This is a genomic window from Isoptericola variabilis, from assembly GCF_050311655.1.
GTDB lineage: Bacteria > Actinomycetota > Actinomycetes > Actinomycetales > Cellulomonadaceae > Isoptericola > Isoptericola variabilis.
Genome location: NZ_JBNOZM010000001.1, coordinates 20848 through 46030, shown reverse-complemented (window position 1 = coordinate 46030; position 25183 = coordinate 20848). Strand labels below are relative to the sequence as shown.

At 75.4% G+C, this 25183-nt stretch carries 21 protein-coding genes and 3 tRNA genes; 8 read left to right on the top strand and 16 right to left on the bottom strand.

Features of this window, described 5'->3' with window-relative positions:
* Positions 1–43: 43 nt before the first annotated feature.
* Both ACQP60_RS00220 and ACQP60_RS00215 read right to left on the bottom strand, forming a co-directional pair.
* Positions 44–457 carry a hypothetical protein gene (locus tag ACQP60_RS00220; protein ID WP_429727817.1) on the bottom strand — a complete coding sequence of 138 codons (414 nt, stop codon included), beginning with the start codon at positions 455–457 and terminating at the stop codon, positions 44–46.
* Positions 458–581: 124 nt separating this feature from the next.
* A complete protein-coding gene (locus tag ACQP60_RS00215) occupies positions 582–1943 on the bottom strand; it encodes a phosphotransferase family protein (RefSeq protein ID WP_429727816.1) in 1362 nt (453 codons plus the stop codon).
* 186 nt (positions 1944–2129) lie between these two features.
* Here ACQP60_RS00215 and ACQP60_RS00210 point away from each other — a divergent pair, with 186 nt between their 5' ends.
* The 4 genes from ACQP60_RS00210 (at position 2130) to ACQP60_RS00195 (ending at position 5847) form a co-directional block, all read left to right on the top strand.
* Positions 2130–3446, top strand: coding sequence for a sensor histidine kinase (locus ACQP60_RS00210; protein ID WP_429727815.1), 1317 nt, complete (start codon positions 2130–2132; stop codon positions 3444–3446).
* Entirely contained in the window at positions 3443–4108 is a 666-nt protein-coding gene (locus ACQP60_RS00205; RefSeq protein WP_429727814.1) for a response regulator, read from the top strand. The genes ACQP60_RS00210 and ACQP60_RS00205 overlap by 4 nt, the downstream gene beginning before the upstream one ends.
* Positions 4109–4257: 149 nt before the next feature.
* A complete protein-coding gene (locus ACQP60_RS00200; protein WP_429727813.1) occupies positions 4258–4554 on the top strand; it encodes an SHOCT domain-containing protein in 297 nt (98 codons plus the stop codon).
* A 267-nt stretch (positions 4555–4821) separates the two neighbouring features.
* Positions 4822–5847 carry a L,D-transpeptidase family protein gene (locus ACQP60_RS00195; RefSeq protein WP_429727812.1) on the top strand — a complete coding sequence of 342 codons (1026 nt, stop codon included), beginning with the start codon at positions 4822–4824 and terminating at the stop codon, positions 5845–5847.
* 22 nt (positions 5848–5869) lie between these two features.
* Here ACQP60_RS00195 and ACQP60_RS00190 read toward each other — a convergent pair whose 3' ends face one another.
* Both ACQP60_RS00190 and ACQP60_RS00185 read right to left on the bottom strand, forming a co-directional pair.
* On the bottom strand, positions 5870–7102 hold the full coding sequence (locus ACQP60_RS00190; RefSeq protein ID WP_429727811.1) for a UDP-N-acetylmuramate dehydrogenase: 1233 nt from the start codon (positions 7100–7102) through the stop codon (positions 5870–5872).
* Positions 7099–8373: an MFS transporter gene (locus tag ACQP60_RS00185; protein ID WP_429727810.1), complete on the bottom strand. Its 1275-nt coding sequence runs from the start codon at positions 8371–8373 to the stop codon at positions 7099–7101. The genes ACQP60_RS00190 and ACQP60_RS00185 overlap by 4 nt, the downstream gene beginning before the upstream one ends.
* A 101-nt stretch (positions 8374–8474) precedes the next feature.
* Between ACQP60_RS00185 and ACQP60_RS00180 the strand changes: the two genes are divergently transcribed.
* On the top strand, positions 8475–9611 hold the full coding sequence (locus ACQP60_RS00180; protein WP_429727809.1) for a LacI family DNA-binding transcriptional regulator: 1137 nt from the start codon (positions 8475–8477) through the stop codon (positions 9609–9611).
* 8 nt (positions 9612–9619) lie between these two features.
* On the opposite strand, the gene ACQP60_RS00175 is transcribed toward ACQP60_RS00180, so the two are convergent.
* The 5 genes from ACQP60_RS00175 to ACQP60_RS00155 are packed head-to-tail and all read right to left on the bottom strand — an operon-like array spanning position 9620 to position 17961.
* A complete protein-coding gene (locus ACQP60_RS00175) occupies positions 9620–10306 on the bottom strand; it encodes a GNAT family N-acetyltransferase (RefSeq protein ID WP_429727808.1) in 687 nt (228 codons plus the stop codon).
* Positions 10303–12519, bottom strand: a complete 2217-nt coding sequence (locus ACQP60_RS00170) for a penicillin acylase family protein (protein ID WP_429727807.1) — start codon at positions 12517–12519, stop codon at positions 10303–10305. The genes ACQP60_RS00175 and ACQP60_RS00170 overlap by 4 nt, the downstream gene beginning before the upstream one ends.
* Entirely contained in the window at positions 12516–15023 is a 2508-nt protein-coding gene (locus ACQP60_RS00165) for a GNAT family N-acetyltransferase (protein ID WP_429727806.1), read from the bottom strand. The genes ACQP60_RS00170 and ACQP60_RS00165 overlap by 4 nt, the downstream gene beginning before the upstream one ends.
* Positions 15020–16399, bottom strand: coding sequence for a lysine N(6)-hydroxylase/L-ornithine N(5)-oxygenase family protein (locus tag ACQP60_RS00160; RefSeq protein ID WP_429727805.1), 1380 nt, complete (start codon positions 16397–16399; stop codon positions 15020–15022). Before ACQP60_RS00160 ends, ACQP60_RS00165 begins: the two co-directional genes overlap by 4 nt.
* Complete coding sequence (locus ACQP60_RS00155; protein WP_429728754.1) at positions 16396–17961, bottom strand: pyridoxal phosphate-dependent decarboxylase family protein; 1566 nt, start codon at positions 17959–17961, stop codon at positions 16396–16398. The genes ACQP60_RS00160 and ACQP60_RS00155 overlap by 4 nt, the downstream gene beginning before the upstream one ends.
* A gap of 251 nt (positions 17962–18212) precedes the next feature.
* On the opposite strand from ACQP60_RS00155, the gene ACQP60_RS00150 reads away from it, so the two are divergent.
* Positions 18213–19526 carry a C39 family peptidase gene (locus ACQP60_RS00150; protein ID WP_429727804.1) on the top strand — a complete coding sequence of 438 codons (1314 nt, stop codon included), beginning with the start codon at positions 18213–18215 and terminating at the stop codon, positions 19524–19526.
* 69 nt (positions 19527–19595) lie between these two features.
* Here the strand turns inward: ACQP60_RS00150 and ACQP60_RS00145 are convergent, their stop codons facing one another.
* From ACQP60_RS00145 to ACQP60_RS00115, 7 genes are all read right to left on the bottom strand, one after another.
* A complete protein-coding gene (locus ACQP60_RS00145) occupies positions 19596–21809 on the bottom strand; it encodes an N-acetylmuramoyl-L-alanine amidase (RefSeq protein ID WP_429727803.1) in 2214 nt (737 codons plus the stop codon).
* A gap of 155 nt (positions 21810–21964) precedes the next feature.
* Complete coding sequence (locus ACQP60_RS00140) at positions 21965–22390, bottom strand: MaoC family dehydratase (protein WP_429727802.1); 426 nt, start codon at positions 22388–22390, stop codon at positions 21965–21967.
* Positions 22390–22872: an FAS1-like dehydratase domain-containing protein gene (locus ACQP60_RS00135; protein ID WP_429727801.1), complete on the bottom strand. Its 483-nt coding sequence runs from the start codon at positions 22870–22872 to the stop codon at positions 22390–22392. Before ACQP60_RS00135 ends, ACQP60_RS00140 begins: the two co-directional genes overlap by 1 nt.
* Positions 22873–22901: 29 nt before the next feature.
* Entirely contained in the window at positions 22902–23072 is a 171-nt protein-coding gene (gene rpmG, locus ACQP60_RS00130) for a 50S ribosomal protein L33 (protein ID WP_079572326.1), read from the bottom strand.
* 90 nt (positions 23073–23162) lie between these two features.
* Positions 23163–23236 (bottom strand) — tRNA-Met (locus tag ACQP60_RS00125).
* Between the two features lie 62 nt (positions 23237–23298).
* Positions 23299–23371 (bottom strand) — tRNA-Thr (locus tag ACQP60_RS00120).
* A gap of 141 nt (positions 23372–23512) precedes the next feature.
* Positions 23513–23594 (bottom strand) — tRNA-Tyr (locus ACQP60_RS00115).
* Between the two features lie 125 nt (positions 23595–23719).
* Here ACQP60_RS00115 and rarD point away from each other — a divergent pair.
* Together rarD and ACQP60_RS00105 are read left to right on the top strand one after the other, a co-directional pair.
* Complete coding sequence (gene rarD / locus ACQP60_RS00110; RefSeq protein ID WP_429727800.1) at positions 23720–24658, top strand: EamA family transporter RarD; 939 nt, start codon at positions 23720–23722, stop codon at positions 24656–24658.
* Between the two features lie 22 nt (positions 24659–24680).
* Complete coding sequence (locus tag ACQP60_RS00105) at positions 24681–25178, top strand: YajQ family cyclic di-GMP-binding protein (protein WP_429727799.1); 498 nt, start codon at positions 24681–24683, stop codon at positions 25176–25178.
* Positions 25179–25183 lie beyond the last annotated feature (5 nt).

Here is a 25183-nt window from a genome sequence, read left to right as displayed (position 1 = left end):
CCTCTCGAGGAGGGCGGCCGGCGGCGGGGTGCGAGGGGGACGGTCAGTCCGTGGAGGCCGCCGTCGGGGTGGTCGTCGCCGACTGCGGGGTCACCGGGCTGACCGGGGACGCCGCGGTCTGGGCGGTCGGGGCCGTCTGGGCGGTCTGGGCCGTCTGGGCGGACGGCGCCGTGTTCGCGGTCTGCGTCGTCGGCGCGGTGCCCGGCGTGGCGACCGAACCCGCCGTCACGGTGGTGATGGACGTGCCGTTCTGCACTGCCGCTGGCGACGGGCTCGCGGTCGACGTCGCTGCCGACGCCGCGGTCGACGAGGCGCCGTCGTCGCCCACCTGGACGGCGTCGGCGACCACCGCGTCCGACGGCGTGCGGTCGAACGTACCCTGGGCCGCGGCGACGCCGGCACCCAGGCCGACGGCGCCCAGCGCGCCCGTGACGATCCATGCGCTGCGTGCCTTCATCGTGCTGCTCCTTCGCTCGTGGTTCGTGATTCGTGTGACGGTTCCCGGCGGGCCTCTCCCGCCGACTGGTTCCCAGCCTCCGTGGCCACCGTGAGAGGGCCGGGAGGCGTGGATGAGAGGGTTCTCAGACTCCGGCCGCCTGCGCGGCATGCCGGTCGGCGAGTCGCTCCGCGACGGCGAGGAACTCCCCCACGGTCGCCGCGTCCTCCGCCCCCGCGGCGAGCGAGACGACGACGGCCGCGGCGCGGGCGCGCAGCAGGGCCGGCTCCACCGCCCGCCCGAACACGTCGAGGCACCGCTCCACCAGCCCGTCGACGCCCGCGTACGCGCCCGGGTCGAGCGCCGGCAGCACGGCGAGGTGCGCGACGGCGCACGCCAGGTCGTCCACCAGGTGCCCGGGCCCCAGGGTGTCGACGTCGAGCACGGCGCCCACGCGCGGGCGGTCCCCGGCCCGGGCGGCGGGCTCCAGCAGCAGGTTGGCGGCGTGCAGGTCGCCGTGCGTCACCACCAGCGGTCCGGGGTCGCCCTCCGCGACGACGGCGTCGATCGCCTCGTGCAGCGCGGCGAGCCGGGCGGCGTCGACGCCGTGCACGGTGGCGAGCGCGCCGAGGTAGTGGGCCGACCGGTCGGCCCAGGCGGGCCGGCGCGGCAGGGCGAGGCCCGCGCGCGGCAGCGCCGTCGCGACCCGGAGCAGCTCGGCGGGGTCGATGCAGGCGGGCTGGTCGCGCGCCGAGGTGCGGGCGAGCAGCCCGGCGACCGACTCCCCCGGCACCTCGTCGAGCAGCACGACGCCGTCGGCGGACCAGGACCGGACGCGTGGGGCGGCCACCCCGCTCGTCCCGCCCGGGCGGGCGGCGAAGAGCGCGTGCCGCCGCACGAGGGCCTCGACGCGGGTGGGGCGCACGACCTTGACGTAGGCGGCCCCGGCGGTGGTCCGCGCCCGCAGCACGGCACGACGCAGGGGCCGGTAGGTGACGGTCTCCAGGGACAGCAGCGGGGCGTCGACCCCCGCGGCGCGCAGCCGCTCGGCGACCCGGTCGGGCGTGCTGCCCGCCGCGAGCCCGGGCAGCGCGGGGTCGTACGGGTGCCGCCACACGTGCACCGTGCGCTCGCCGTCGTCGAGGCGCACGACCCCGGGGCCGGCGGCGACGTCACGGCCGGGGTCGCGGTCTCCCCGGGCCCGGCGGAACGCGGACGCGCGGGCGCTCGTCGCGAACAGGTGCTCGGGCGCGCGGAGCGTGCGCCCGTCGGCCTCGCGCCGCGCGACGACCTCGTACGCCACCGTCAGCTCCGCGCCGGGGCGCGCGTGCACCTGCCGCACCGACCACGACTCGAGCGCGGCGCCGTCGGCCGCGAGCGCCGCCTCCAGCAGGTCCGCTGCGGCGTCGCCGGTGAGCACGTCGAGCCAGGCGCGGTGGTCCGCCGGCGAGGTCGGGGCGGCGCCGGTCGCGACGGGACCGGTCAGGACGGGGCTCGTGGGCGGCACGGCACCATCCGACGGGTCGCGGGCGTGCGCACGGTGAGACGTCGATGAGAGGTCTCTCATCGAGGGCCGGTCCCGTACCGACCTCGCGCACGGGCCGTGCCGGGTCGCCGGGTCGTCCCCCGGGACCACCCGGCACGGCACCCCGGTCGGACGCGCAGGACGGCGCCGCGGCGTAGCGTGCCCGGCATGGACCGCGGCCCGCTCGACCGGTGGCGCCCCCGGCTGTTCCTCGCGGTGGCGCTGGCCGTCGTCGCGACGTTCGGGACGCTCGGGGCGTCGCACTGGCAGCCGGGCGCGCGCGACATCGACGCGCTGGGGCTGGGGCTCGCGCTCGTCGGGCCGGTCGTGCTGCTCGCGCTGCCCCGGCGGCCGGTCCTCGCCGTGCTGCTCGCCGTCGGCGCGGTCGGCACGTACCTCGCGCTCGGCTACGCGTGGGGGCCGGTGCTGGGCGGCACGGTCGGCGTCCTGGTCATGGTGCTCCTCACCGGGCCCGCCGCCCGGGCGCGGGTCGTCGCCTGGTCGGGGGCCGTGCTCATGTGGGGCGTCGTGGTGGGCGCGGCCGCCCTGCGCGACGAGGGGACCCGCGTCGGCGGTCTGCTCGGCGGTGCCGCCTGGACCGCCGTCGCGCTGCTCGTCGCGACCGGCATCCGCGAACGGCTCGCGCGGGCCGCCGCCTGGCGGGCCGCCCGCGCCGACCGGGAACGCACGGCCGTCGCCACCGAGCGCCTCCGCATCGCGCGCGAGCTGCACGACGTCCTCGCGCACTCCCTGTCCGCGATCAACGTGCAGGCGGGCGTGGGGCTGCACCTGCTGGACCGCGACGTCGAGCAGGCGCGCTCCGCGCTCGCGTCCATCAAGACCACGAGCCGCGACGCGCTCGACGAGGTGCGCGCCGTGCTCGGCGTCGTCCGTGGCGAGGGCGACGCCGTCGAGGGCACCGGCGACGGCGTGCCCGTGGCGTCGTCCGACGCCCCCGAGCCGCGCACCCCCACCTGGGACCTCGCCGCCCTGCCCCGCCTGGCAGAGCCGCTGCGGGCCCGCGGCGTGACCGTGCACTTCGACGTCGACCCCGCGCTCCTGCCCCCGGGTGCCGTGCCCGCGCACCTCGCCGGCGTCGCGTACCGCGTGGTGCAGGAGGCGCTCACCAACGTGGGTCGGCACGCGTCGCGGGCCCGGCGCGTCGTCGTGCGCGTCGCCCGCGACGGCGACGTGCTGCAGGTCACGGTGGACGACGACGGCGGACCCGTCGGCACGCACGACGCGGACGCGGTCGGCTACGGCCTGCGCGGGATGCGCGAGCGCGTCGAGGGCGCGGGCGGCACGCTCCACGCCGCGCCCGGGGCGCGCGGGTTCGCCGTCGCCGCGGCCATCCCCCTCGACCTGTCAGGGCCAGGGGCACCACAACCTGATCCTGCCCCTGACAACTCGGAGCGCTCAGAGTTGTCAGGGCCACGCACGGGTATACGTGAACCTGGCCCTGACAACTCGCGGAGGAACGCATGATCCGGGTGCTGCTGGCCGACGACCAGGCGCTGGTGCGCGGCGGCTTCCGCGCCCTGCTGGACGCCGAGGACGACATGAGCGTGGTGGGTGAGGCGGCCACCGGCGACGAGGCCGTGCGCCTCGCGCTGCAGCTGCGGCCCGACGTCGTGCTCATGGACGTGCGGATGCCCGGCGCGGACGGGCTGGAGGCGACCCGGCGCATCGTCGCGGACCCGGGCGCGGGCGGGGTGCACGTCGTGGTCGTGACGACGTTCGAGCTCGACGACTACGTGGCCGAGGCCATCCGCGGCGGCGCGAGCGGCTTCCTCGTCAAGGACACGGAGCCCGCCGACCTGGTGCGTGCGGTGCGCGTGGCGGCGGCGGGCGACGCCCTCCTCTCCCCCGGCGTCACCCGCCGACTGCTCGCCCGGGTCGCCGACGCCACCCGCGACGTGCCGCCCCCGCCCGGCCTCGACGACCTCACCGCCCGCGAGCGCGAGGTGCTCGTCGAGGTGGCCGGCGGGCTCTCCAACGACGAGATCGCGCACGCCCTGTACCTGTCGGAGTCGACCGTCAAGACGCACGTCTCGCGGGTCATGGCCAAGCTGGGCGCCCGCGACCGCGCGCAGCTCGTCGTCGCCGCGTACGAGGGCGGCGTCGTGCGACCGGGCTGGACCGGCTGACCAGGAGTGCCGAACAGGCGGCTCGACGGGACGGCACGACGGGACGACCCAGGTCGGTACGAGGGGCTGACGACGCGACCCACCCTCCCGGGCGACGGTGGTGACGAAGGGTTCGCACCGGGCGGGCCCACCGTCACGAGGAGTTCCCGATGCTCACCACCGCCACCGCGATCGCCGCCCCTGCGGTCGCCTCCGCAGCCGAGATGGGGCACCCGTACGCCGCAGGGGGCGGGCCGGGCTGGTGGATCGTCTTCCCGATCCTGTGGTTCCTGCTGTTCGCCACCGTCGTCGTCCTCATCGCCCGCCGCGCGCGGCGGTACGGCCCGCCGTGGGCCCGCGGGGGCGCCGGCGGCGTCGACGTCCTGGGCGAGCGCTACGCCCGCGGCGAGATCGACGAGGCCGAGTACCGGCAGCGGCTCTCGGTCCTCAAGGAGGACCGCCGCTGACCCTGCCCGGCCTTTCAGCACGCGATCTCTCGCGCCATCGGGTCCGATGGCCCGAGAGATCGCGTGCTGGAAGGCATCGGTCGTCGTGGCCACCGCCACAACGTTTCCGCCCCGTCGTGCGTCTGAGCAGGTGAACGGCAGACGACAGGTCACGACACGGTGACGATCACGACACGACCGGAGCGCTGCGGTCGCGTTCCGGGCACCCGCGGGGCACGGTAGTACCCCGCGGCGCGCCTGGTGCGCCGACGGCGCGGAAGGGGCTCCATGCGTACGGTTCCCAACCTGAGGCGACGCCTGACGGCGGCGCTCGTCGGCGTGCCCGTGGTGCTCGCCCTGACCCTGGCCGGGTGCGCCCCGCTGACCGGCGAGACCGAGCCCGAGCCGGGCTCCGCCCCGACGGCCTCCGCTCCCTCGTCCGACGCCGGCTCGGACGCCCAGGGCCGTGCCGACCAGGAAGCCCAGGAGCAGGCCGACCGCGACGCCGCCGAGAAGGAGGCGGCCGAGAAGAAGGCCGCCGACGAGGCCGCCGCGAAGGAGCAGGCCGAGCAGGAGGCGGCCGAGAAGAAGGCCGCGGAGAAGGCGAAGAAGGCCGAGGAGAAGGCGGCCGCCGAGAAGAAGGCGGAGGAGAAGGCCGCGAAGGAGAAGGCCGAGCAGGAGGCGGCGGAGAAGAAGGCCGCCGAGGAGCGGGACAAGATGCTCGAGTACGGCGACTCGGGCGAGCGGGTCCTCGCGCTGCAGCAGCGGCTGCAGGAGCTGGGCTACTTCCTCCAGGACGCCGACGGCAGCTTCGGCCCCGCCACGCAGCAGGCCGTGTGGGCGCTGCAGAAGGCCGCCGGGCAGTACCGCGACGGCGTCGTCGGCCCCAAGACGCAGGCCGCGCTGGACGACGGCGTCCGGCCGCAGGCCCACTCGTCGTCCGGCAAGGCGATCGAGATCGACCTCGACCGACAGCTGCTCATGACCGTCGAGGGCGGCAAGGTCACGCGGATCATCAACGCGTCGTCGGGCAACGGGGAGACGTACGAGGCGAAGGGCCGCAGCTACCACGCGACGACCCCGCGGGGCTCCTACGCCGTGTACATGGAGCGCAACGGCATGCACGAGTCCACGCTCGAGCTGGGGTCGATGTACCGGCCGAAGTACTTCTCCGGCGGGTACGCCGTGCACGGCTCGGGGTCCATCCCGCCGTTCCCCGCGTCGCACGGCTGCGTGCGCGTCTCCAACGCCGCGATGAACTGGCTCTGGGACTCGTGGGGCATGCCGAAGGGCACGCCGGTCATCCTCTACTGACCGCGACCCCGCGCTGTGGGCGCTACAGGGCGGTGCCGACCAGGACCGGCTCGGGCTCGAGCTCGATGCCGAAGGCGTCGCGGACGCCGTCGCGCACGGTGCGGGCGAGGGCCACGAGGTCGGCCGCCGTCGCCCCGCCGCGGTTGGTCAGCGCGAGGGTGTGCCGCGTCGACAGGCGCGCCGGGCTGTGCTCGCCGGCGAGGCCGAAGCCCTTGGTGAACCCGGCGTGCTCGATGAGCCAGGCGGCGCTCGTCTTGACGAGCGTCGGGTCGACGACGCCGAGGCTCGGGCTCACGGTCGACTCCGGCGTCGCGGAGCGGACGGCGAAGCGCGGGGCGTCCTCGGGCAGCTCGTCCGCAGCGGCGGCCGGCAGCACCGGGTTGGTGAAGAACGACCCGGCCGACCAGCGGTCGTGGTCGCCGAGCGGCACCCCGCCCACGCCGTCGAGCAGCATGCCCTTGCCGCCGCGCAGCTCGAGCACGGCCTGGCGCACCTCGGCCGACGGCGCCCGCTGCCCCACCTCGACGCCGAGCCGCCGGGCGAGCTCGCCGTAGCCGACGGGCGCGGACAGGCTGCCGAGCCGCATCTGGAGGTTCACCTCGAGCACGACGTACCGCGGCGTGGGGTACCAGGGCGCGCCCTCGCCGCCGTCGGCGCGCATCGTGCGCTTGAGCAGCGACGTGCGGTAGCCGAAGCCCAGCTCGCTGAGCGTGAAGGTCCGGCGGCTGCCGGTGGCGCGGTCCCACGTGACCACGGACGCGACGACGCCGGACACCTCCTGGCCGTACGCGCCGATGTTCTGCACGGGCGCGGCGCCCACGGTGCCGGGGACGCCGGACAGCGCCTCGACGCCCACCCACTCGTTGGCCACGGCCTCGGCCACGAAGGAGTCCCAGTCCTGGCCGGCGGGCAGGCGCAGGCTCGCGCCCCCGCACGCGCCGTCCGTGCCGCACGAGTCCTCGAGGTCCGCGTCGAGGCCCTGGCGCACGTCGCGCACGACGACGCCGGCGAACCCCTCGTCCGCGACCAGCAGGTTGGAGCCCCCGCCGATCACGAGCAGCGGCCGCCCGGCGTCGTCCGCCGCACGCACCGCGTCGATCAGCTCAGCCTCCGACTCCGCCTCGACGTACTCGTCGACGGGCCCGCCGACGCGCAGCGTCGTGAGCTCGGAGAGGGCCGGAGCGGCCGTGTCGCGCCCGTCGCGCTCACGGGCGGGCTCGTCGGCGGACGGCGTGTTCAGGGTCGACAGGCTCACTCGCCCAGCGTACGCGCCGGGTCCGGAGCGGCCGGCAAGGGCTTCGCGGCGCCCGCGACCAGCAGGCCCACCGCGACCGGCACGGCCAGCACCAGCAGGGCGTCGCGGTAGCCGACGTGCTCGGCGAGGAACCCGATGAGCGCGGGGCCGACGAAGAACGCCGAGTACCCGACGGTCGACACGACGGAGACGCGCAGCGCGGCCCGCTTCGGGTCGTCCGAGGCGGCGGACATGCCCAGCGGGAAACCGAGCGAGGCCCCCGCGCCCCAGACCGCGACGCCCACCAGGGCCACCCACAGCGTCGGCACGAGCGCGAACACGACGACGCCCACCAGGGCCGCGGCGCCGCACGCGCGCAGCATGGTCACGCGGCCGTAGCGGTCGATCAGCGACGTGCCGGCCAACCGGGCGAGCGTCATCGCGCACAGGAAGACGGCCAGGCCGATCGCGCCGACGGAGTCGTCGGTGCCGAAGCCGTCCACGACGGCGAGGCTCACCCAGTCGTTGGCGGCGCCCTCGGTGAGCGCGGCCGCGAGCACGACCAGCCCGACCAGCAGCGTGCGCGACTCGCGCCAGGTCGCCAGGGTGTCCCGGAGCGTGTGGCCGGTGCCCGTGTCGACGGCGGTGGCCGGGTCGGCCTGCCCGTCCGTCGCGGCCATGCCCTCCGCCGCGGCGGCCTCCGCCGTCGGCTCGAAGAAGCGCACGCAGGCCACGACCACCACCAGGTCGACCACCATCACCGTGATGACGTGCCCGGGCAGCGAGGCGCCGGCGTGCGCCGCGAGGGCGCCGATGCCCGCGCCCGCGACGGTGCCGAGCGAGAAGCCGGCGTGGAAGCGCGGCATGACGGACTTCCCGAGGCGCTGCTCGACCACGGCGCCCTCGAGGTTCATCGCCGCGTCCCAGATGCCCACGCCCATGCCGCCGAGGAAGAGCCCGACGCGCACCAGCAGCGGGTGGTCGCCCTCGACCGCGAGGGTGGCGACGGCGAAGCCGGCGGCCGCCAGCGCGGCGAAGGACACGCAGGTGCGGCCGGCGCCGATGCGCGAGGCGATCATGCCGGACAGCGGCAGCGCGACGAGCGACCCGATGGCACCGGTGAGCAGCAGCACGCCCATCTCCGCCTCGGAGAAACCGAGGCCGTCGCGCACCGCGGGGATGCGGGACGCCCACGTGGCCATGCCGATCCCCGCGACGACGAAGACGGCGAAGACGGCCCAGGCCGCGCGGACGGCGTGCGCGGGCGCGCGCGTGGGGATCTCGGTGCTCACGGTCCGACGCTTCCCGATTCCGCCACGCGGGTCAAATCGATTCGAGCGCTGCGTGGCCGCCGCGGGTAGGCTTCGCCCCGGACCTCGCCGGAAGGAGCCCCATGGGCCGCAGCAACGCCCGACCGACCCTCGCACGGGTGGCCGAGCTCGCGGGTGTCTCGGTCTCGACCGCGTCCCTGGCGTTCTCCGGCGCCGGACCGATCACCGCCGAGACCCGCGACAAGGTGCTCGCCGCAGCCGCCGAGCTGGGCTACTCCGGGCCCAACCCGCTCGGGCGGCAGCTCCGCTCGGGCCGGTCCGGCATCGTGGGCGTCGTCCTCGGCGACCAGCCCGGCCGCGCCTTCCGCGACCCCGTCGCGGTCAAGGTGCTCGACGGCCTCGTGGACGTGCTCGGCACGGAGGGCCTGGGCGTGCTGCTCATCCCCGGCGTCCGTGCCGTCGCGAGCCCGCGCGCGGAGGGGGACGACGCCCCGCCCGTGACCGCCGTCGACCCCCTGCTGGAGTCCGCCGCCATGGACGTGGCGGTGCTCGTGTGGGGCGTGCTCACCGACGACGCCACGCTCGCGGCCCTGCGCCGCCGCGACGTGCCCGTGGTCGTCGGCGAGGGCGGCCGGGTCGAGGGCGCGCCGCTCGTCGCCCTGGACGACCGGGCGGGCACGGCCCTGGCCGTGCGCCACCTGCAGGAGCTGGGGCACACCCGCATCGCCGAGATCACGCTGCCCCTCGACGCCGCGGAGCGGTCCGGCCCGATCGACGCGGCCCGCCTCGCGCAGGCCGACCGCACGTCGACGCGGCACCGTCTCGCGGGCGTGCGCGACGCGGTGGAGCCGGTGATCTCGTGGGAGACGCCCGCGTCGCTCGTCGAGCACGGTCGTGACGCCGCCACGGAGATCCTCGGGGCCTGGGTGCCCGAGACGGAGCGCCCGACGGCGATCGTCGCGCACTCCGACCTGCTCGCCGCGGGCGCCGTCATCGCCGCCCGCGAGCTCGGCCTGCGCGTGCCCGAGGACGTCTCGGTCGCGGGCTTCGACGGCATCGACCTGCCGTGGCTCTCCCCCGACGTGCTCACCAGCGTGCACCAGCCGCTGCAGGCGAAGGGCGCCGCGCTCGGGCGCGCCGTCCTGGGCGTGCTGGCCGGCGACGAGCCCACCTGCACCACCCTGCCCGTCGAGCTCGTGCCCGGCACCACCACCGGGCCCGTGCCCGACGTCGTCCGGCCCGCCGACCCGCAGGCCTGACGCCGGGCTCACCCCTCCGCCGCGAACCCGCCCGTCCCGAGGGCCGCGGCGACGAGCTCCTCGGCACGCTCGCGCGCGCAGAAGGCCAGCACCGCCTCCTTCGGCCCCTGCGGCGACTCGAAGCGCACCGTGCCGGCGGCCTCGAAGCCGAACGCCGCCATGCGCGTGACCGCGGACCGGTTGCGGGTGTCCGGCTCCCCGACCAGCCGCCGCGTGGCCGGTCGGGCGAACGCGAAGGCGAGCACCGCCGGCCCGATCACGGCCCAGGGCGCGACGCCGTGGCGCTCGGCCGGCCCGTCGCCGCCCTTGAAGAAGTGCAGGCCCAGGTCGCCCGGCTGCACGTCGTAGGCGGTCGAGACCGGGTCGTCCTCCGGGTGGTACAGCTGCACCAGGACGACCGGCTCACCGTCCCAGCGCACCAGGTAGGCGTCGTGCGTCGGCAGCGAGTCGACGAACGCGTACGTGTCGCTCAGGTCCTCGCGGCTCAGGCCCGCCAGCCCCCAGAACCCGGCGTGCGGGCGGTTGACCCACTCGTGCAGCACGTCGAGGTCCGCCACCGGGTCGAGCACGTGCGCCGTGACCGTGCCCGCGCCCGGGACGTCCGCGCGCCACACCTCCGCGCCGCGCGCGCCGGACAGCAGGCGGTCGGACGGCGTGGCGTCGGTCGGGTGGTCGGTCGTGGGCTCGCTGGTCATCGGTCCTCCGTGGTCGTCGCGGTGGTCGGTCGGGTCGGCAGGGGTTCCGGGCGCAGCCGCGCCCAGTCGGTCTCGACAGGCACGGTGCGGGCGTCGGCCCACGCCGGGTGCTGGTCGGCGAAGTGCGGCGAGCGCGGGTCGCCGGACGCGCCGAACGGCACACCCCAGCGGCTGCGGCGCCGGTCGCCCAGGTCCCACACCCAGCGGGCGACGGAGCCGTGCAGGACGGCGTGCGTCACGCCGAGCGCGCCCGCCGTGCAGCGGACGGCGTCGACCGACCCGCCCAGCGGCCGGGCGTGCTCCACCGGGACCGCGGGCACCGCCGCGCCCGGGACCAGACCCAGCGCGTGCAGCGGCGCCAGGCGGTGCAGGTCGCCCCACGTCTCGGGGCGACGGGCGCCGCGGCCGCCGTCGTCGCGTTCGCCGTCGTCGTCCTCGTCGAGGTCCGCGAGCGCCGCCGCGGCCGCGGCGCGGGCGTCGACGACACCCGAGGCCAGGACCACCGCGAGCGCGTCGCCCACCCGCGCGACGACGTCGAGCCACGGTGCGAAGACCTCGGGCAGGCCGTGCGGCTGGTGCAGCGGGGCGAGGGCGCGGTCCGCCGCGACGCGGCGCGCCAGCGCGTGCCGCCAGCGGGCGAACAGCGCGGCGTCGACGTCGTCGGCGTCCATGCGGGCGCCGGACGACGCCCACGCGAGCAGCCGGTCGGCGCGCGCACGACGACGGTCGTTCGCGTCGGCCGGCTCGCCGAGCCCCGGCGCGGCCAGCCAGGTGACGAGCTCCGCCGCGCCGCCGTCGTGCGTGTCCGCGAGCACGCGCTGCTGCGCGGCCGCCGTCTCGCCGCCCGGTGGCGGGTCGGCCAGCAGCGCGCGGATCCGCGCCGCACGGTGCGGCGCATAGGCGTGGCCGAGGTCGTGCTCCGGCCGGCTCGGGCGGTGGTTCGCGTCCACCGCGACGTCGGTGACGCCCCGGGGTCCCGGCAGCACGCGCCAGGTCACGTCCGACGGCGCCCGGGGCGCGCCACCCCGCGGCGCGGCCGCGTCACCCGGCGCCGGGAGGACGCGGTCGGCCGGCTCGACGACCGGGACCCGTCCGGCGGTGAGGCGCAGCACCTCGCCGCCGGAGTCGGCGGTGAGCACCCGGTCCACCGGGTCGACCCAGCCCGCGAACGCGGCGGCGACGTCGCGCGCCGTCCGCGCGTGCTGGAGCGCGCGCCAGGCCGCCACACCGGCGTCCGCGGTGACGCGCACGGGCCAGCGCAGGCTGTGCCGGTCGGTGACGAGCGGGCCGCGCGGCGTCTCGGCCCAGCGCACGACGACGGCGTCGCCGCCGCGCACGGGCACGGTCTCGGCCCCCTGCGCGACCACCCGCGCGCCCGCCGCCGCGGCGTCGCGGCCCTCCACGAACAGCTCGGCGTGGTGCGCCATCGCGTTGGTGATGCCCCAGGCGACCGAGCCCTGCGGGGTCTCGGCGTGCCCGAAGTGCAGCACGCCGGGCACGCCGGGGAACGCCAGCCCGACAAGGTCATGACCGGGACGCGCGAGCCGGACCTGCTGGTAGACGCCGGGCAGCTCGAGCAGCCGGTGCGGGTCGCCGGCGAGCAGCGGCGCGCCGGACGCCGTCCGTGACCCGTGCAGCGCCCACGCGTTGGACCCCGACGACGGGCCGCCCGCCCCGCCGGCCCGCTCGCCCCACCAGCCGACGGCCGCGTCGCCCAGGGTCGGGCCGAGCGTGCGCGCCACGTGCTCGCGCCACAGCAGGTGGGGGAACCCGCTGAACAGCACGTGGTGCACCAGGAAGGTGCCGACCGGCGTCCACGGGCGCCAGGGCTCGTCGTCGGGTAGCGGGGCGCCTGCGAGGGCGCGGGCGAGCTCGGCCCGCTCGGGGGTGTCCCGGCCGCCGGCGTCGAGCCCGGCGCGCACGCCGTCGGCGTAGGCCGCGAGCCACGCCCGCTCGGGCTCGTCGAGCGCGTCCCAGACCCGGCGGGTGGTGTCCGCGAGGCGCACCCGGACGGCGAACCGGTCCCACTCGAGCCCCGCCGGCCCGATCCGCGCGGCGAGCCGGCCCTCGCCGTACCAGCGGTCGACCTCGAGCTGCCAGCCGCGGTCCAGCGCCGTGACGTACCCCTGCCCGTACGCCAGGTCTGCCTCGGAGCCGGCCCGCACGTGCGGCACGCCCAGGTCGTCGCGGAACAGCTCGAAGCGTGCGCTCACGGGGCGCCCGCGCCGGTCTCGGTGCGGGCGACGGGGTTGGCCATCGTCCCTGCGTACAGCAGGGAGGCGGACTGGTCGGTGAGGTCGACCATCTGCAGCGTGTTGCGCAGCTGCAGCCGGTTGAGGCACGAGTGCGCGAACCGCGGCGCCCGCAGGTCGACGCCCCGGCCCCCGCGCGGGGCGAGGTCGGGGTGCTCGGCAGAGTGCCGGTCCACGACGTCCGCCACGACGGCCCAGAACCGGTCCTCCGCGAGCACGCCGTCCACCGCGAGGATGCCGGCGAGGTGGCGCAGCACGCCGTCGAACACGTCGGTGAAGATCGCGAGCGCCTTCTCCTCGTCGTCCACCACGGACCGGACCCGCTCGACGCCGGGCGGCAGGGCCCGCTCGCCGAGCACCGCGACCTCCTCCCCGATGTCCTTCATGAACACGCGCCGCACGACGCCGTCGCGCAGCACGAGCACGAGGTTCTCGCCGTGGGGCATGAACGCCAGGTCGTGGGCGCGCAGGCAGTGCACCAGCGGGTACAGGTAGGCGTCGAGGTAGGCGCGCAGCCAGGCCTCGGGCGCGATGCCCGACGCGCGGACGAGCGAGGTGGCGAGCGCCCGACCGGAGACGTCGCGGTGCAGCAGGCTCGCCATGGTGGCCAGCCGCTCCCCCGGCGCGGTGCGCGGCACGGGCGACTCGCGCCACAGGGCGGCGAGCATCTTGCGGTGCGCGCTGGGCCGGGCGGTGCGGTGGTAGACGTCGCCCGTGTACCCGATCGACGCCCGCTCGCGCAGGACGCCGAAGCCGGCCGCGCGCAGCGCGGGGTCGCCCTCGACGACGCCCGCCACCCAGTCGTTGATCTCCGGCGTCGCGCGCATGTACGCGGGCGAGAGGCCGCGCAGGAAGCCCATGTTCTGGATCGCGAGCGCCACCTTGACGTAGTGGCGCTCCGGCCACGTCCGGTTGAACATCGTGCGGATCGACTGCTGCGGCTGGTACTCGTCCGCACCCGGGCCGAGGGGCACGAGGTCGCCGCGCGCGACGTCCGCGGCGAACGTGACCGGCACGCGATGCTGCCACTGCCACGGGTGCACGGGCAGGTAGAGGTACCCGGCCGGGTCGAGGCCGCGGGCGGCCAGCCGCCCGGCGAACGCGGCGCGCTCGGCCCCGGAGAGCTCGGTCCCGTACAGCTGCTGCTCGTCCAGGCCGTCTCCGACGGCGAGGTGGGTGTGCTCGCGGCGGGCCGCCAGCCACATCAGGCGCAGCCGCTCGCCCCGCTCGGGCGCGTACGCACGGTAGTCGTCGAGCGAGAACCCGATGCGGCCGTTGTTCGCCAGGAAGCCGGGGTGGCCCTCCGTCATCGCGGCCTCGGCGGCCTGGAACGCGTCGGCGCGACGGCGGTCGTCGCCGCCCTCGTCCAGGTGTCCGCCCGCGGGGGCGAGGAGCGAGGTGAGCGCCGGGACCTGCGGCGACGCGCCGTCCAGCTCCCGCTCCCGCTTGGCGCACGCCGCGGCGAGCGTCGAGGAGAGCTCTTCGAGGTACGTCGCCACCAGGTCGTCGGGGATCCGCAGCAGCGGCTGCAGCTCGGCCACCAGCTCCAGCGCGTCCACGGGGAGCGCGACCTCGGTACCGCCCGACGCCGCCGTGCGCGTGATCGACGCCGGGTCCACCACCCAGTGCTCCAGCGCGAACGTGCGCGCCGCGAACCGGTAGGTGACGCCGTCGAGCGCGAGCACGTACCGGCCCCGTCCTCCGTCCCCCACGTCGGGCTCCGGGCGGAAGAGGCGCTCGTGCGCGAGCTCCGCGAGGGCCTTGGCGGCCAGGTGCCGGTGGGCGTGCTCGGCGAGGTCCGGGCGCAGGTGCGGAGCCTGGGCGGCGGCGCCGTCCTCGACCCCGGCGAGCGCTCCGAGGGGCGACGCCGCGAAGTCCGCCCGGGTACACACGCTCAGCGCGGCGCGCTTGGTGCGCCCGTCGCCCTCGGCGACGTCGACCTCCCGCAGCACGCGGAACCCCGCCGCCGCGTTCTTCGCGGCGATCGCGCGGTTGCGCACGTCCGGCTCGACGACGACGCGCGCGGCGTCCAGCCCCTCGCGCGTCAGGCAGAATCGCACGACGGCGGCCATCACGGCGTCGGTGAGCCCCGGCGCGCGGGCGGCCGGGTCCTCGGGCGCGGGCGCCACGAGCAGGTGCATGCCGACGTCGCCGGGCGCGGCGTCGTGCACGCCGACGAGCAGCACGCGGGCCGGGTCGTAGGTCTCGGCGTAGAACGCGGGCACGCCGTCGACCCGGCCGAGCCAGCCGTCCTGGTCCGGGTCGCCGGTGACGGCGGCGAGGTAGTCGCGCACCTCGGCGAGGCCCAGGTGCCCCAGCTGCCAGAACGCGGACGCCGGGTGGGTCAGCCAGCCGTGCACGGTCGCGGCGTCGCGCGCCGGGTCGACCGGCTCGAGGGTGACGGCGTCGGGGGACGTCCGCGGCGCCGGGGCCAGGGCGGGGCGGGGAGCGGCCTCGGCGGTCATCGCGCCACCTCCTGCGCGGGCGCGGCGGCCCGGTCCGCGGGCACGCCGCCGGGCAGGCCGAACGTCTGGAACGCGATGCGCCGCTCGATCGCGTAGGGCTCGCGCCCCGTGACCTGCGCGAGGATCACCGAGTTCCGCCAGGCGGCGAAGCCCAGGTCGGGGGCCGTGACGCCGTGGGTGTGCACCTCCGTGCCGCCCACGTGCAGGCGCCCGCCCGCACCGGCGGTGTAGTCGCGGGCCACGTCCACGCGACCCAGCTCGTCGAGGTCCACCAGGCCTGGCGCCACGAACTCGGGCACGCCCGGGCCGTACCCCGGGGCATACCCGGTCGCCGCGACCACGGCGCGCGTGCGGTGCTCCGCCGTCGTGCCCAGCTGGCCGTGCCGCAGCGTGAGCACGTACTCCCCCGCCCCGCCCGCGCCGTCGGCGTCGAACCGCGCCGCGACCACCTCCGTGTCGGACAGGAGCGTCGTCGGCACCTCCCGCCCGAGCGCGGACTTGCGGTACAGCGCGTCGTAGATGTCGTCGACGAGGTCGCCGCTGATCCCCTTGTGCAGCGCGCGCTGCTCGCGGCCGAGGATCTCGCGCAGCTCGGTGGGCAGCGCGCGGTGGTGGTCGGTGTACTCCGGCGAGGTCATCTCGAGCGTGAGCTTGGTGTACTCCATCGGGAAGAACCGCGGCGAGCGGGTCACCCAGTCCACGCGGTGGGCGCCCGGCGCGGCGTCCTCCAGCAGGTCGCGGTACACCTCGGCGGCCGACTGGCCCGACCCGACGACGGTCACCGCGCCCGTCGCGGCGAGCGCGTCGCGGTGCGGCAGGTAGTCGGCGCTGTGCACGACCGGACCGGCACCCGGGTGCCGGGCGGCCTCCGCGGCCAGGTCCGCGAGCGGCCCGGGGAGCTGCGGCGTCGTGCCGACGCCGAGGACGACGTGGCGCGCCCGGTACGTCTCCGACGTCCCGTCCGCGAGGCGCGCGGTCACCACCAGGTCGCCGGACGACTCGTCCCGGTCGACCGCGACGACGTCGCGGCCCCAGCGCAGGGTGTCGAGCCGGTCGGCCGCCCAGCGGCAGTACGCGTCGTACTCGGCGCGCAGCGGGTAGAACGACTCGCGGATGTAGAAGGGGTAGAGACGGCCCGTCTCCTTGAGGAACGCCAGGAACGAGAACGGCGACGTCGGGTCGGCCATCGTCACCAGGTCGGCCAGGAACGGCACCTGGATCGTGGCCCCCTCGAGCATCATGCCCGGGTGCCAGGAGAACCCGTCGCGGCGGTCGAGGAACACGGCGTCGACGTCGTCGAGCGGGTCGGCGAGCGCCGCGAGGCCCAGGTTGAACGGGCCGACGCCGACGCCGAGCAGGTCGTAGGTGCGGGTCATCGGGCTGCTCCCTCGAGGGTGGCGTCGGTGGTGGCGGTGCGCTCGAGCCGCGGGTGCACCCCGCGGCACGGCGGGGCGTCGAGCTCGAGCAGCTCCTGGCCGGCGAGCAGCCCGTGCGCCGTGGAGCGCACCAGGTCGAGCACGCCGCGGACGTCGTCGAAGGTCGCGTCCGGGTTGAGGAGCGTGAGCTTGAGGCAGGGACGCCCGTCGACCACCGTCTTCGCGACGAGCGCGCGGCCGGAGTCGAACAGCACGCGCCGCACGCGCGGCACGAGCGCGTCCGCCTGCGCGTCGTCGACGCCGTCGGGCTGGTAGCGGAACAGCACGGTGGAGAGGTCCGTCCGTGCCAGGAGTCGCAGCTCGGGGTCGCCGGCCAGGTCGGCGTGCACGGCGGCGGCGAGGTCGCAGACGGCGTCGACCATCGCGCCGATCCCGTCGGCGCCGACGGCCCGCAGGGTGGCCCAGAGCTTGAGGGCGTCGAAGCGGCGCGTGGTCTGCAGGGACCGGTCGACGAGGTTGAGGTCGGGGTTCGGCTCCCCCGACTCCTCGGCGGGGTTGAGGTAGTCCGCGTGCCACGCGGCGCGCGCCAGGTCGGCGGCGTCGCGGACCAGGAGGGCGCTGGAGGAGACCGGCTGGAAGAACGTCTTGTGGAAGTCGACCGTGACACTGCGGGCCCGCTCGATGCCGTCCAGCAGGTGGCGGCGACGCGGTGAGACCAGCAGCCCGCCGCCGTACGCGGCGTCGACGTGCAGCCAGGCCCCGACGGCGTCGCACAGGTCCGCGACCGGGCCGATCGGGTCGACGCAGCCGCGGTCGGTGGTCCCCGCGGTGACGACGACGGCCATGATGACGTCGCCCGCCCGCTCGACGTCGACCAGCGCCCGGGCCAGCGCGCCGGGGTCGAGGCGGCCGTCGGCGTCGGTGCCGACGCCGATCACGGCGTCGTCGTCGAGCCCGAGCAGCAGCGCGGACCGCGCCACGCTGAAGTGCCCGGCGGCGGTGGCCAGCACGCGCAGCCGCCCGAGGCGCTCGCGCCGCGCCGCGCCGCCGAGCCGGGCGCCGTCGGGCCCGGTGAGCGCGGCCTCGCGCGCCAGGTGCAGGGCCTGGAGGTTCGACTGCGTGCCGCCCGAGGTGAACACGCCGTCGCTCCCGGCAGGGAAGCCGATGCGGCCGGCCGTCCACCCGACGAGGCGCTGCTCCATGAGCGTCGCGACCGTCGACTGGTCGTACGTGTCGACCGACGTGTTGATCGCGGCGAGCATCGCCTCCGCCCCGACGGCGGGGAGAGCCACCGGGCAGTTGAGGTGCGCCGCGTACGCGGGGTGGTGGAACCAGACGGCGTGGGAGGCGTAGAGGTCGGCCGTCTCGCGCAGCGCGTCGGGCGTCCCGACCGGCGGGCCGTCGAGATCGACCGCGTCGACAAGGGCCTGGAGCTCGCGACGGCCGGCGCCGCAGAACGGCTGCCGTGCGGTCTCGACGCGGGTGGCCACGTCGTCCACGACCGCGTGCAGCGCGCCGGCGTAGTCGGCCGCGGTCGCGGCTCCGAGCAGGGCGGAGGGCATCGTCACGGAGCTCCTTCGAAGTTTGGGTTAGGCGAGCCTCGCCTAACCTAGAGGGGCGCCCGGCCCCTGCCAACCGGAGCGACGCAGATCACACCGCCGGGCCGCGACGACGTGGTGACGCGCAAACCCGTGACACGGACCTCAGGATCTGGGAAAGTCTTCGCCATCAGGGCGGTGGGGACCGTCCACCGCCCCCGCCTGCGGGAGGATCCATGAGAACCATGGCGCGAGGCACGGCACGAAGGAGCTGGATGCGAGCGACGACGGCGGCACTGGTGGCGGGGGCGGTGATCGCGCCCACGGCGGGCGCGGCCGGCGCCGCGGACGACCCGGAGCCGACCGGCAGCAAGATCACCACCACCCACTGGCAGGGCATCGACGACCTGCGGCAGGGCGAGTGGGAGAACCTGCGCCCCGGGGCGCACGGCACCCTGGGGATCCGCGACGCCGGAGGACCCACCACCGCGTACACCGACCCGTTCGGCGACGGCACCGCGGTCGAGTACGAGACGGGGACGTGGACGTCCCCGGTCGTCGAGACCGGGTACGCCGTCGACGAGTCGCTCACGTCGTGGAACGCCACCACGCCGACCGGCACCTGGGTGGAGGTCGAGTTCCGCGGCCGCAAGGCCGACGGCGCGTGGACCAAGTGGTTCGTCATGGGGCGCTGGGCGTCGGGCGACGACGTCGAGCCCGCCGACGGCGGCGTGGGCGACATCCACCGCACCTCGGTGGACGGCCAGAACGACGCCGACGCGTACCTGTTCACCGACACGTACGTCGCCAAGTCCGGCCACGAGCCCGAGGCGTTCCAGACCCGCGTCACGCTCTACCGCCCGGCCGGGTCGACGGCCACCCCCCGGCTGTCGGGCGTGACGACGATGACCAACGAGTACCTGCCCGACGGCGCCTACCAGGGCACGAGCGACTTCACGCTCGGGCGCGCGGTGGAGCTCGACGTGCCCGGCTACTCGCAGCTCGTCCACATCGGCGAGTACCCGGAGTTCGGGGGCGGCGGACAGGTGTGGTGCTCCCCGACGTCGACGACGATGATCCAGTACTCCTACGGCGCGAAGTACCGGGTGCCGGCGTCGGAGCTGGCGGACATCGTGGCGCCGAACGGCGACCCGGAGGTCGCCTACGCCGCCATCAACACGTGGGACTACACGTACGAGGGCTCGGGCAACTGGCCGTTCAACACGGCCTACGCGCACCGGTTCGGGCTCGAGTCGTTCGTGACCCGCCTGCGGTCGCTGGCCGAGGCGGAGCGGTTCGTCGCGGCGGGCATCCCGCTCGTCGTGTCGATCAACTTCGCGAAGGAGGAGATGCCCGAGGCCGGCTACGGCACCGACGGCCACCTGGTGACCATCGTGGGCTTCACCGCCGACGGCGACCCGGTCATCAACGACCCCAACAAGGCGACCGACGCCGACGTCCGCAACGTCTACACCCGCGAGAACTTCGAGCGCGTGTGGCAGACGTCCACCGACGGCATCGCGTACGTCATCCACCCGCACGACGTGAAGCTGCCCGACAACGTCCCGGGGGCCACGCCGAACTGGTGACCCCGGCAGGCACCCCTGGCACGACGAACCCCCGGCCGCGCACAACGGCCGGGGGTTCGTCGTCCGGACTCAGTGCGGGCGCACCGGGCCGACGGCGTCGGACGTGAACGTCGCCGCCGTGTAGCCCGGGGCGGAGACGGTCACCTCGACGGAGATGTCCGCGCCGCGGTCGCGGCCGGTGAGGTGGTACCGCTCACCGCCGGCCACGGGTTCGCCGTCGCGCAGCCACTGCACCTCGAGGTCGGCGCCGTCCGCGGGCAGGTACTCCCCCGGGTCGACGGTGAGCACCTTGCCGATCTCGGGCCGGCCCTCGACGCTCGGCCCCTCGACGTCGGTGACGACCGGGTCGTGCAGCGTCACGTCCGCCGCGCGGGTGAACACCTGCCGGTGCGCGTACCAGAGCTGGTAGTACGCGTCCTCGCCGCGCACGTCCGTGCGGTCGTCGGGCACGGAGCCGTCGAACGACGTGGCGTAGTAGTAGTCCGTCGACACCGTGTCGTCGGAGACCACGTAGCTCTGGTCCGTGCCGATCGTGTACTCGATCGGCATGACGGACTGCGGGGTGATGCCCGGGTACGGCGCGTACGCGGCCTCCTCCGGGTACGCGCGGCCGTAGATGGCGGCCGCCTCGTCCCCGCTCACGGTCACCGTCTGCCCGGTGCTCGGCACGACGACGGGCCGGTCGGCCGGGTTGTGGATCCACGCGAGCGAGCCGGCCCACCACACGCCCAGCCAGTCGCCCTGCACCTGTGCGACGACGAGCTTGTGGCCCGAGCTCACGCGGGCGCTGATGTCGCTGGCGTAGGTCGTGCCGGCCGCGCCGTCCGGCTTCCAGCCCGGGTCGCGGGCGTATGCGGCGTCGAGCGACGGCTCCTGGTACGCGAGGGCGAAGTTCGTCCCCGCGCCGGCGACGCAGTCGCCCGAGCCCGGCGACGCCTGCTGGCAGCCGGTGATCGGGTTGGCGTTGTCGTCGTAGCCGGCGACCACCTCGACGACGTCGCCGGGCGCGACGTCCGTCGTCGTGTCCAGGCCGCCGCCGATCGGCGCGCCGAGCAGCTCGAAGTAGTGCTCCCAGTCCCAGTACGGGCCCGGGTCCCAGTGCACGCTCTTGGTGTACCCGGGCAGGATGCCGGGGATCTGGTCGTGCCCGATGACGTGCGCGCGGTCGAGCGGGACGTCGTACCTCTCGCCGAGGTAGCGCACGAGCTCCGCCGACGACTGGTACATCGCCTCCGTGAACCAGCCCGACGTGCCGGCCCAGCCCTCGTGCTCCAGGCCGATCGAGTGCATGTTCATGTACCAGTTGCCGGCGTGCCAGCCGACGTCGCCGGGCTCGAGGTGGTTCGCCACGTGCCCGTCGGAGGACCGCAGCGTGTAGTTCCACGCCAGGTACGTGGGGTCGGTGACCAGCCGCACGCTCGGCTCGTACGCCGTCTCCGTGTCGTGGATGACGATGTAGTCGATCGACGGGCCGCCCTCGCCCGTGCGGTCGGCCTGGTCGTGGTTGCCGTAGTTGCCCGTGTCGTCGGGCAGGTCGGGGCTGCCCTTCTCGTACGGCGCGGGCAGCCACTCGCAGCCCAGGTCGGGCGGGCAGTCCGCCGCCGGGTCGCTGGCCGCGGCCGTGGTCGTCTCCGGCAGGACGGCGTCCGGCCGGGCGGCCAGGGTGACCCGCCCCCCGTCGTCGGTGGTGCGCGACGCGCCCTTCCGGAGGGTCGTGTACACCCGGTCGGCGAAGGACGCCGAGCCGCCCAGCCGCGCGACGGCGGTGTCCCACGACGCCAGGTCCTCCTTGCCCTCGCCGAGGCCCTCGCCCGCGTCCGCCTGGTAGGAGGCCAGCAGCGCGGCGCCACCGCAGGTGTTCGCGGCGGCGTCGGACTTCAGCTCCGCGACGGACAGGCCGGTGAGCGCGGCGGCACGGTCGAGCTCGCTCACGGCGGCGCGTCGGTCGGCGTCCTTGCCGGCCCCGTCGGGCGCCTCGGGCGCGTGGTCGAGCAGGTTGAACAGGCCGTAGCCGCCGTCCGCGCTCGGGGAGCCGGCGTGCTGGTCCCACCGGGACTCCATGTAGGAGACGGCCTTGAGCAGGTCGGCCGGGACGCCGGTCGCCTCGCTCGCGGCGGCGAAGGCCGACTCCCGGTCCGGCGCCGCGACGACGGCGTCGCAGGTCGCGTCGGACGTGGGTGCGGTGCCCGGCCCCGCCCCCGCGGCGACCGCGGGGATCGTGACCAGGGGGATGAGCAGGCCGGCGGCTGCCAGCCCGGTGGTGCGTCGTCGTACGGATCTCACGGGGAGTGCTCCTCTCGAGGACGGAGTGCGCTCAGGGCGCACCTCGTCATCGAACCGTGAAATCCCGTTTCATGGGAAGTCGTAGATGTAAAAAATCTCGTCGCGCGGGAGGCGCGACGAGATCGGGTCGGCCGCGCGCGGCCGAGGACGAGGCGTCAGGAGAGGCGGACGGTGGCCTGCGAGCGGCCCAGGACCTTGGCGCCCTCGTGGGTCACCGTGAGGTCGACGCGCACCGTGCCGGCGTCGGCGTCGATCGCGCCGACCGCTGCCGAGACCTCGACGACGGCGCCGCCCTCGCGGGGCACCGGGACGGGCTTCGTGAAGCGCGTCTGGTAGGCGACGACGGCGCCCGGGTCGCCCGCCCAGTCGGCGACGACGCCGACCACGGAGCCCATCGTGAGCATCCCGTGGGCGATGACGTCGGGGAGCCCGACGCCGGTGGCGAAGGACTCGTCCCAGTGGATCGGGTTGAAGTCGCCGCTGGCCCCGGCGTAGCGCACGAGGCGGGCGCGGTCGAGCTCGACCGTCCCGGTGGCGACGACGTCGCCGACGGTCAGGTCCGCGAGGACGGGGCGGGTCATCAGGAGTCCTCCCCGCGGATCACGAGGCTGGAGGAGACGGTCGCGACGGGCTCGCGGGCGTCGTCGGCACCGCCACCCTCCGTGACCGCGAAGATCTCGCAGCGCGTGGTCACCATCGCGATGCCGGCGCGCTCGGTCACGGAGTCCACGTGGAGCACGGTGACCAGCTCGTCGCCCGCGACGATCGGCCGGTGGTGCGTGAACTTCTCGTCGGCGTGCACGACGCGCGAGAAGTCGATCCCGGCGGCCGGGTCCTGCACGTACTGCGCCTCGGCCCGCTGCGCGACGACGACGGCGAACGTGGGGGGCGCGACAAGGTCCGGATAGCCGAGACCCCGCGCCGCCACGAGGTCGTGGTGCGCGGGGTGGGCGGCACCGACGGCGGAGGCGAACTCGCGGAGCTTCTCGCGCCCCACGAAGTAGGGGGCGGTGGCCGGGTACTCCCGGCCGGCGAAGCCTCGATCGGGCAGCGTGTTCGCCACGTCGGTGCGGTGAGCCGTCGAGGGCTGGGTCAGCGGGTCTCGCGGTGCGACGTGTGCTTGCCGCAGCGCGGGCAGAACTTCGCCAGCTCGAGACGGTCGGGGTCGTTGCGGCGGTTCTTCTTCGTGATGTAGTTCCGCTCCTTGCAGTCCACGCAGGCCAGCGTGATCTTCGGGCGGACGTCCGCGCTCTTGGCAGCCATGGTGTGTCACCTCTCGCGCCCCCGGAAGGCGCCACGTGAATCAAGGAACAGGCCGGTCCGACGCCGGCCGTCGAACCGTGATGATGTCGGTAGCGAGGGCGGGGCTCGAACCCGCGACCTCACGATTATGAGTCGTGCGCTCTGACCAGCTGAGCTACCCCGCCGCGCGTGACTGAACGCGAGACCGCCGCCCGTTTCCGGTGGGCGGCCCCGCGCCGTGTCACAGAGCCCCGAAAGGGAATCGAACCCTTGACCTTCTCCTTACCATGGAGACGCTCTGCCGACTGAGCTATCGGGGCAGCGGAGAAGACTCTACACGGCTCGCGGCACCTGATGAAATCCGCGGGATGCCCGCTGGATCACACCGTGCGCCGGGACCGCGCGGTCCCTCCAGACGTCGGACGAGGCGCCTCCCGAGGGTGGCGCCCCGTCCGTCGCGGTGGCAGGTGAGGGATTCGAACCCCCGAAGGCTGAGCCGTCTGATTTACAGTCAGATCCCTTTGGCCGCTCGGGCAACCTGCCGTGCGGGCTCGCGGACGAGCTCGCGGGTAGAACCATAACGCCCCGGAGGGCCCCGGCGGAAATCGTCCCGCGGTGGCCCCCGTCACCACCGCCCGCTCCGTGCGGCGGGGCCCTACATTGAGGCGGTGACGTCCCCCTCCTCCCCCGACCGCTGGGGGCTGCCGCTCGGCCTCTCGGCGTTCGTCCTGTGGGGCGCGATGCCCCTGTTCTTCCCGCTGCTCGAGCCCGCCGGCCCGGTCGAGATCATCGCCCACCGCGTGGTGTGGAGCCTCGTGTTCTGCGTGGTGCTCCTGCTCGTCACGCGCACCTTCTCCTCGTTCGTCGCCGTCCTCCGCAACGGTCGCGTCATGGGCGTGCTCGCCGTCGCGTCCGTGCTGATCATCGCGAACTGGACCACCTACGTGTACGCGGTGCTCTCCGGCCACGTGCTCGACGCCGCCCTCGGGTACTTCATCAACCCGCTCCTCACGGTGCTGCTCGGCGTGCTCGTGCTGCGCGAGCGCCTGCGCGTGGCCCAGTGGGTGGCGCTCGGGTCCGGTGCCGCCGCGGTCGTGGTGATCTCCACCGGGGTGGGCGGCCTGCCGTGGATCGCCCTCGTCCTCGCGGGCGCGTTCGGGCTCTACTCCCTGGTGAAGAACCGGGTGGGGCGCGACGTCGGCGCGCTGCCGGGGCTCGCCGCCGAGACGGCCGTGGCCACGCCGTTCGCCCTGGCGTACTTGGTGGTGCTGGGCGCCACCGGCGTCGGCACGTTCACCACCCAGGGGGTGGGGCACGCGCTCCTGCTCGCCGCGTGCGGCGTCATCACGGGGCTTCCCCTGCTGCTCTTCTCGGCCGCCGCGCGACGGCTGCCGCTGTCCGTCGTGGGGATGCTCCAGTACCTCACCCCGGTGCTGCAGTTCCTGCTGGGCCTGCTGGTCTTCGGCGAGCACATGCCGCCCACGCGCTGGGCCGGCTTCGTGCTCGTGTGGGTGGCGCTCGTGATCCTCAGCGTCGACGGCACCCGCCAGGCCCGCGCCGCCCGTCTGGCGGCGCGCGCACGCACTACGGTGGTCACCGAACCCTGACCCCCGACCCGAAGGAGCCGTCATGGCCGACTCGTCGTTCGACATCGTCAGCAAGGTGGACCGCCAGGAGGTGGACAACGCCCTCAACCAGGCCGCCAAGGAGATCTCGCAGCGGTACGACTTCAAGGGCGTGGGGGCGTCCATCGCGTGGAGCGGCCAGGACACCGTGGTCTTCGAGGCGAACTCGGCCGAGCGCGTGCTCGCCGCCCTCGACGTCTTCCAGACCAAGCTCATCAAGCGCGGGGTCTCGCTCAAGGCCTTCGACACGGGCGAGAACGAGCCCCAGGCGTCCGGGAAGGCGTACCGGCTCGCCGGCTCCCTCAAGGAGGGCCTCGCGGGCGAGAACGCCAAGAAGGTCACCAAGATCATCCGCGACGAGGGCCCCAAGGGCGTCAAGACGCAGATCACCGGCGACGAGGTGCGGGTGACGAGCAAGTCCCGCGACGACCTCCAGGCCGTGATCGCGCTCCTCAAGGGCGCGGACCTCGACTTCGCGGTCCAGTTCGTCAACTACCGGTGACCCCG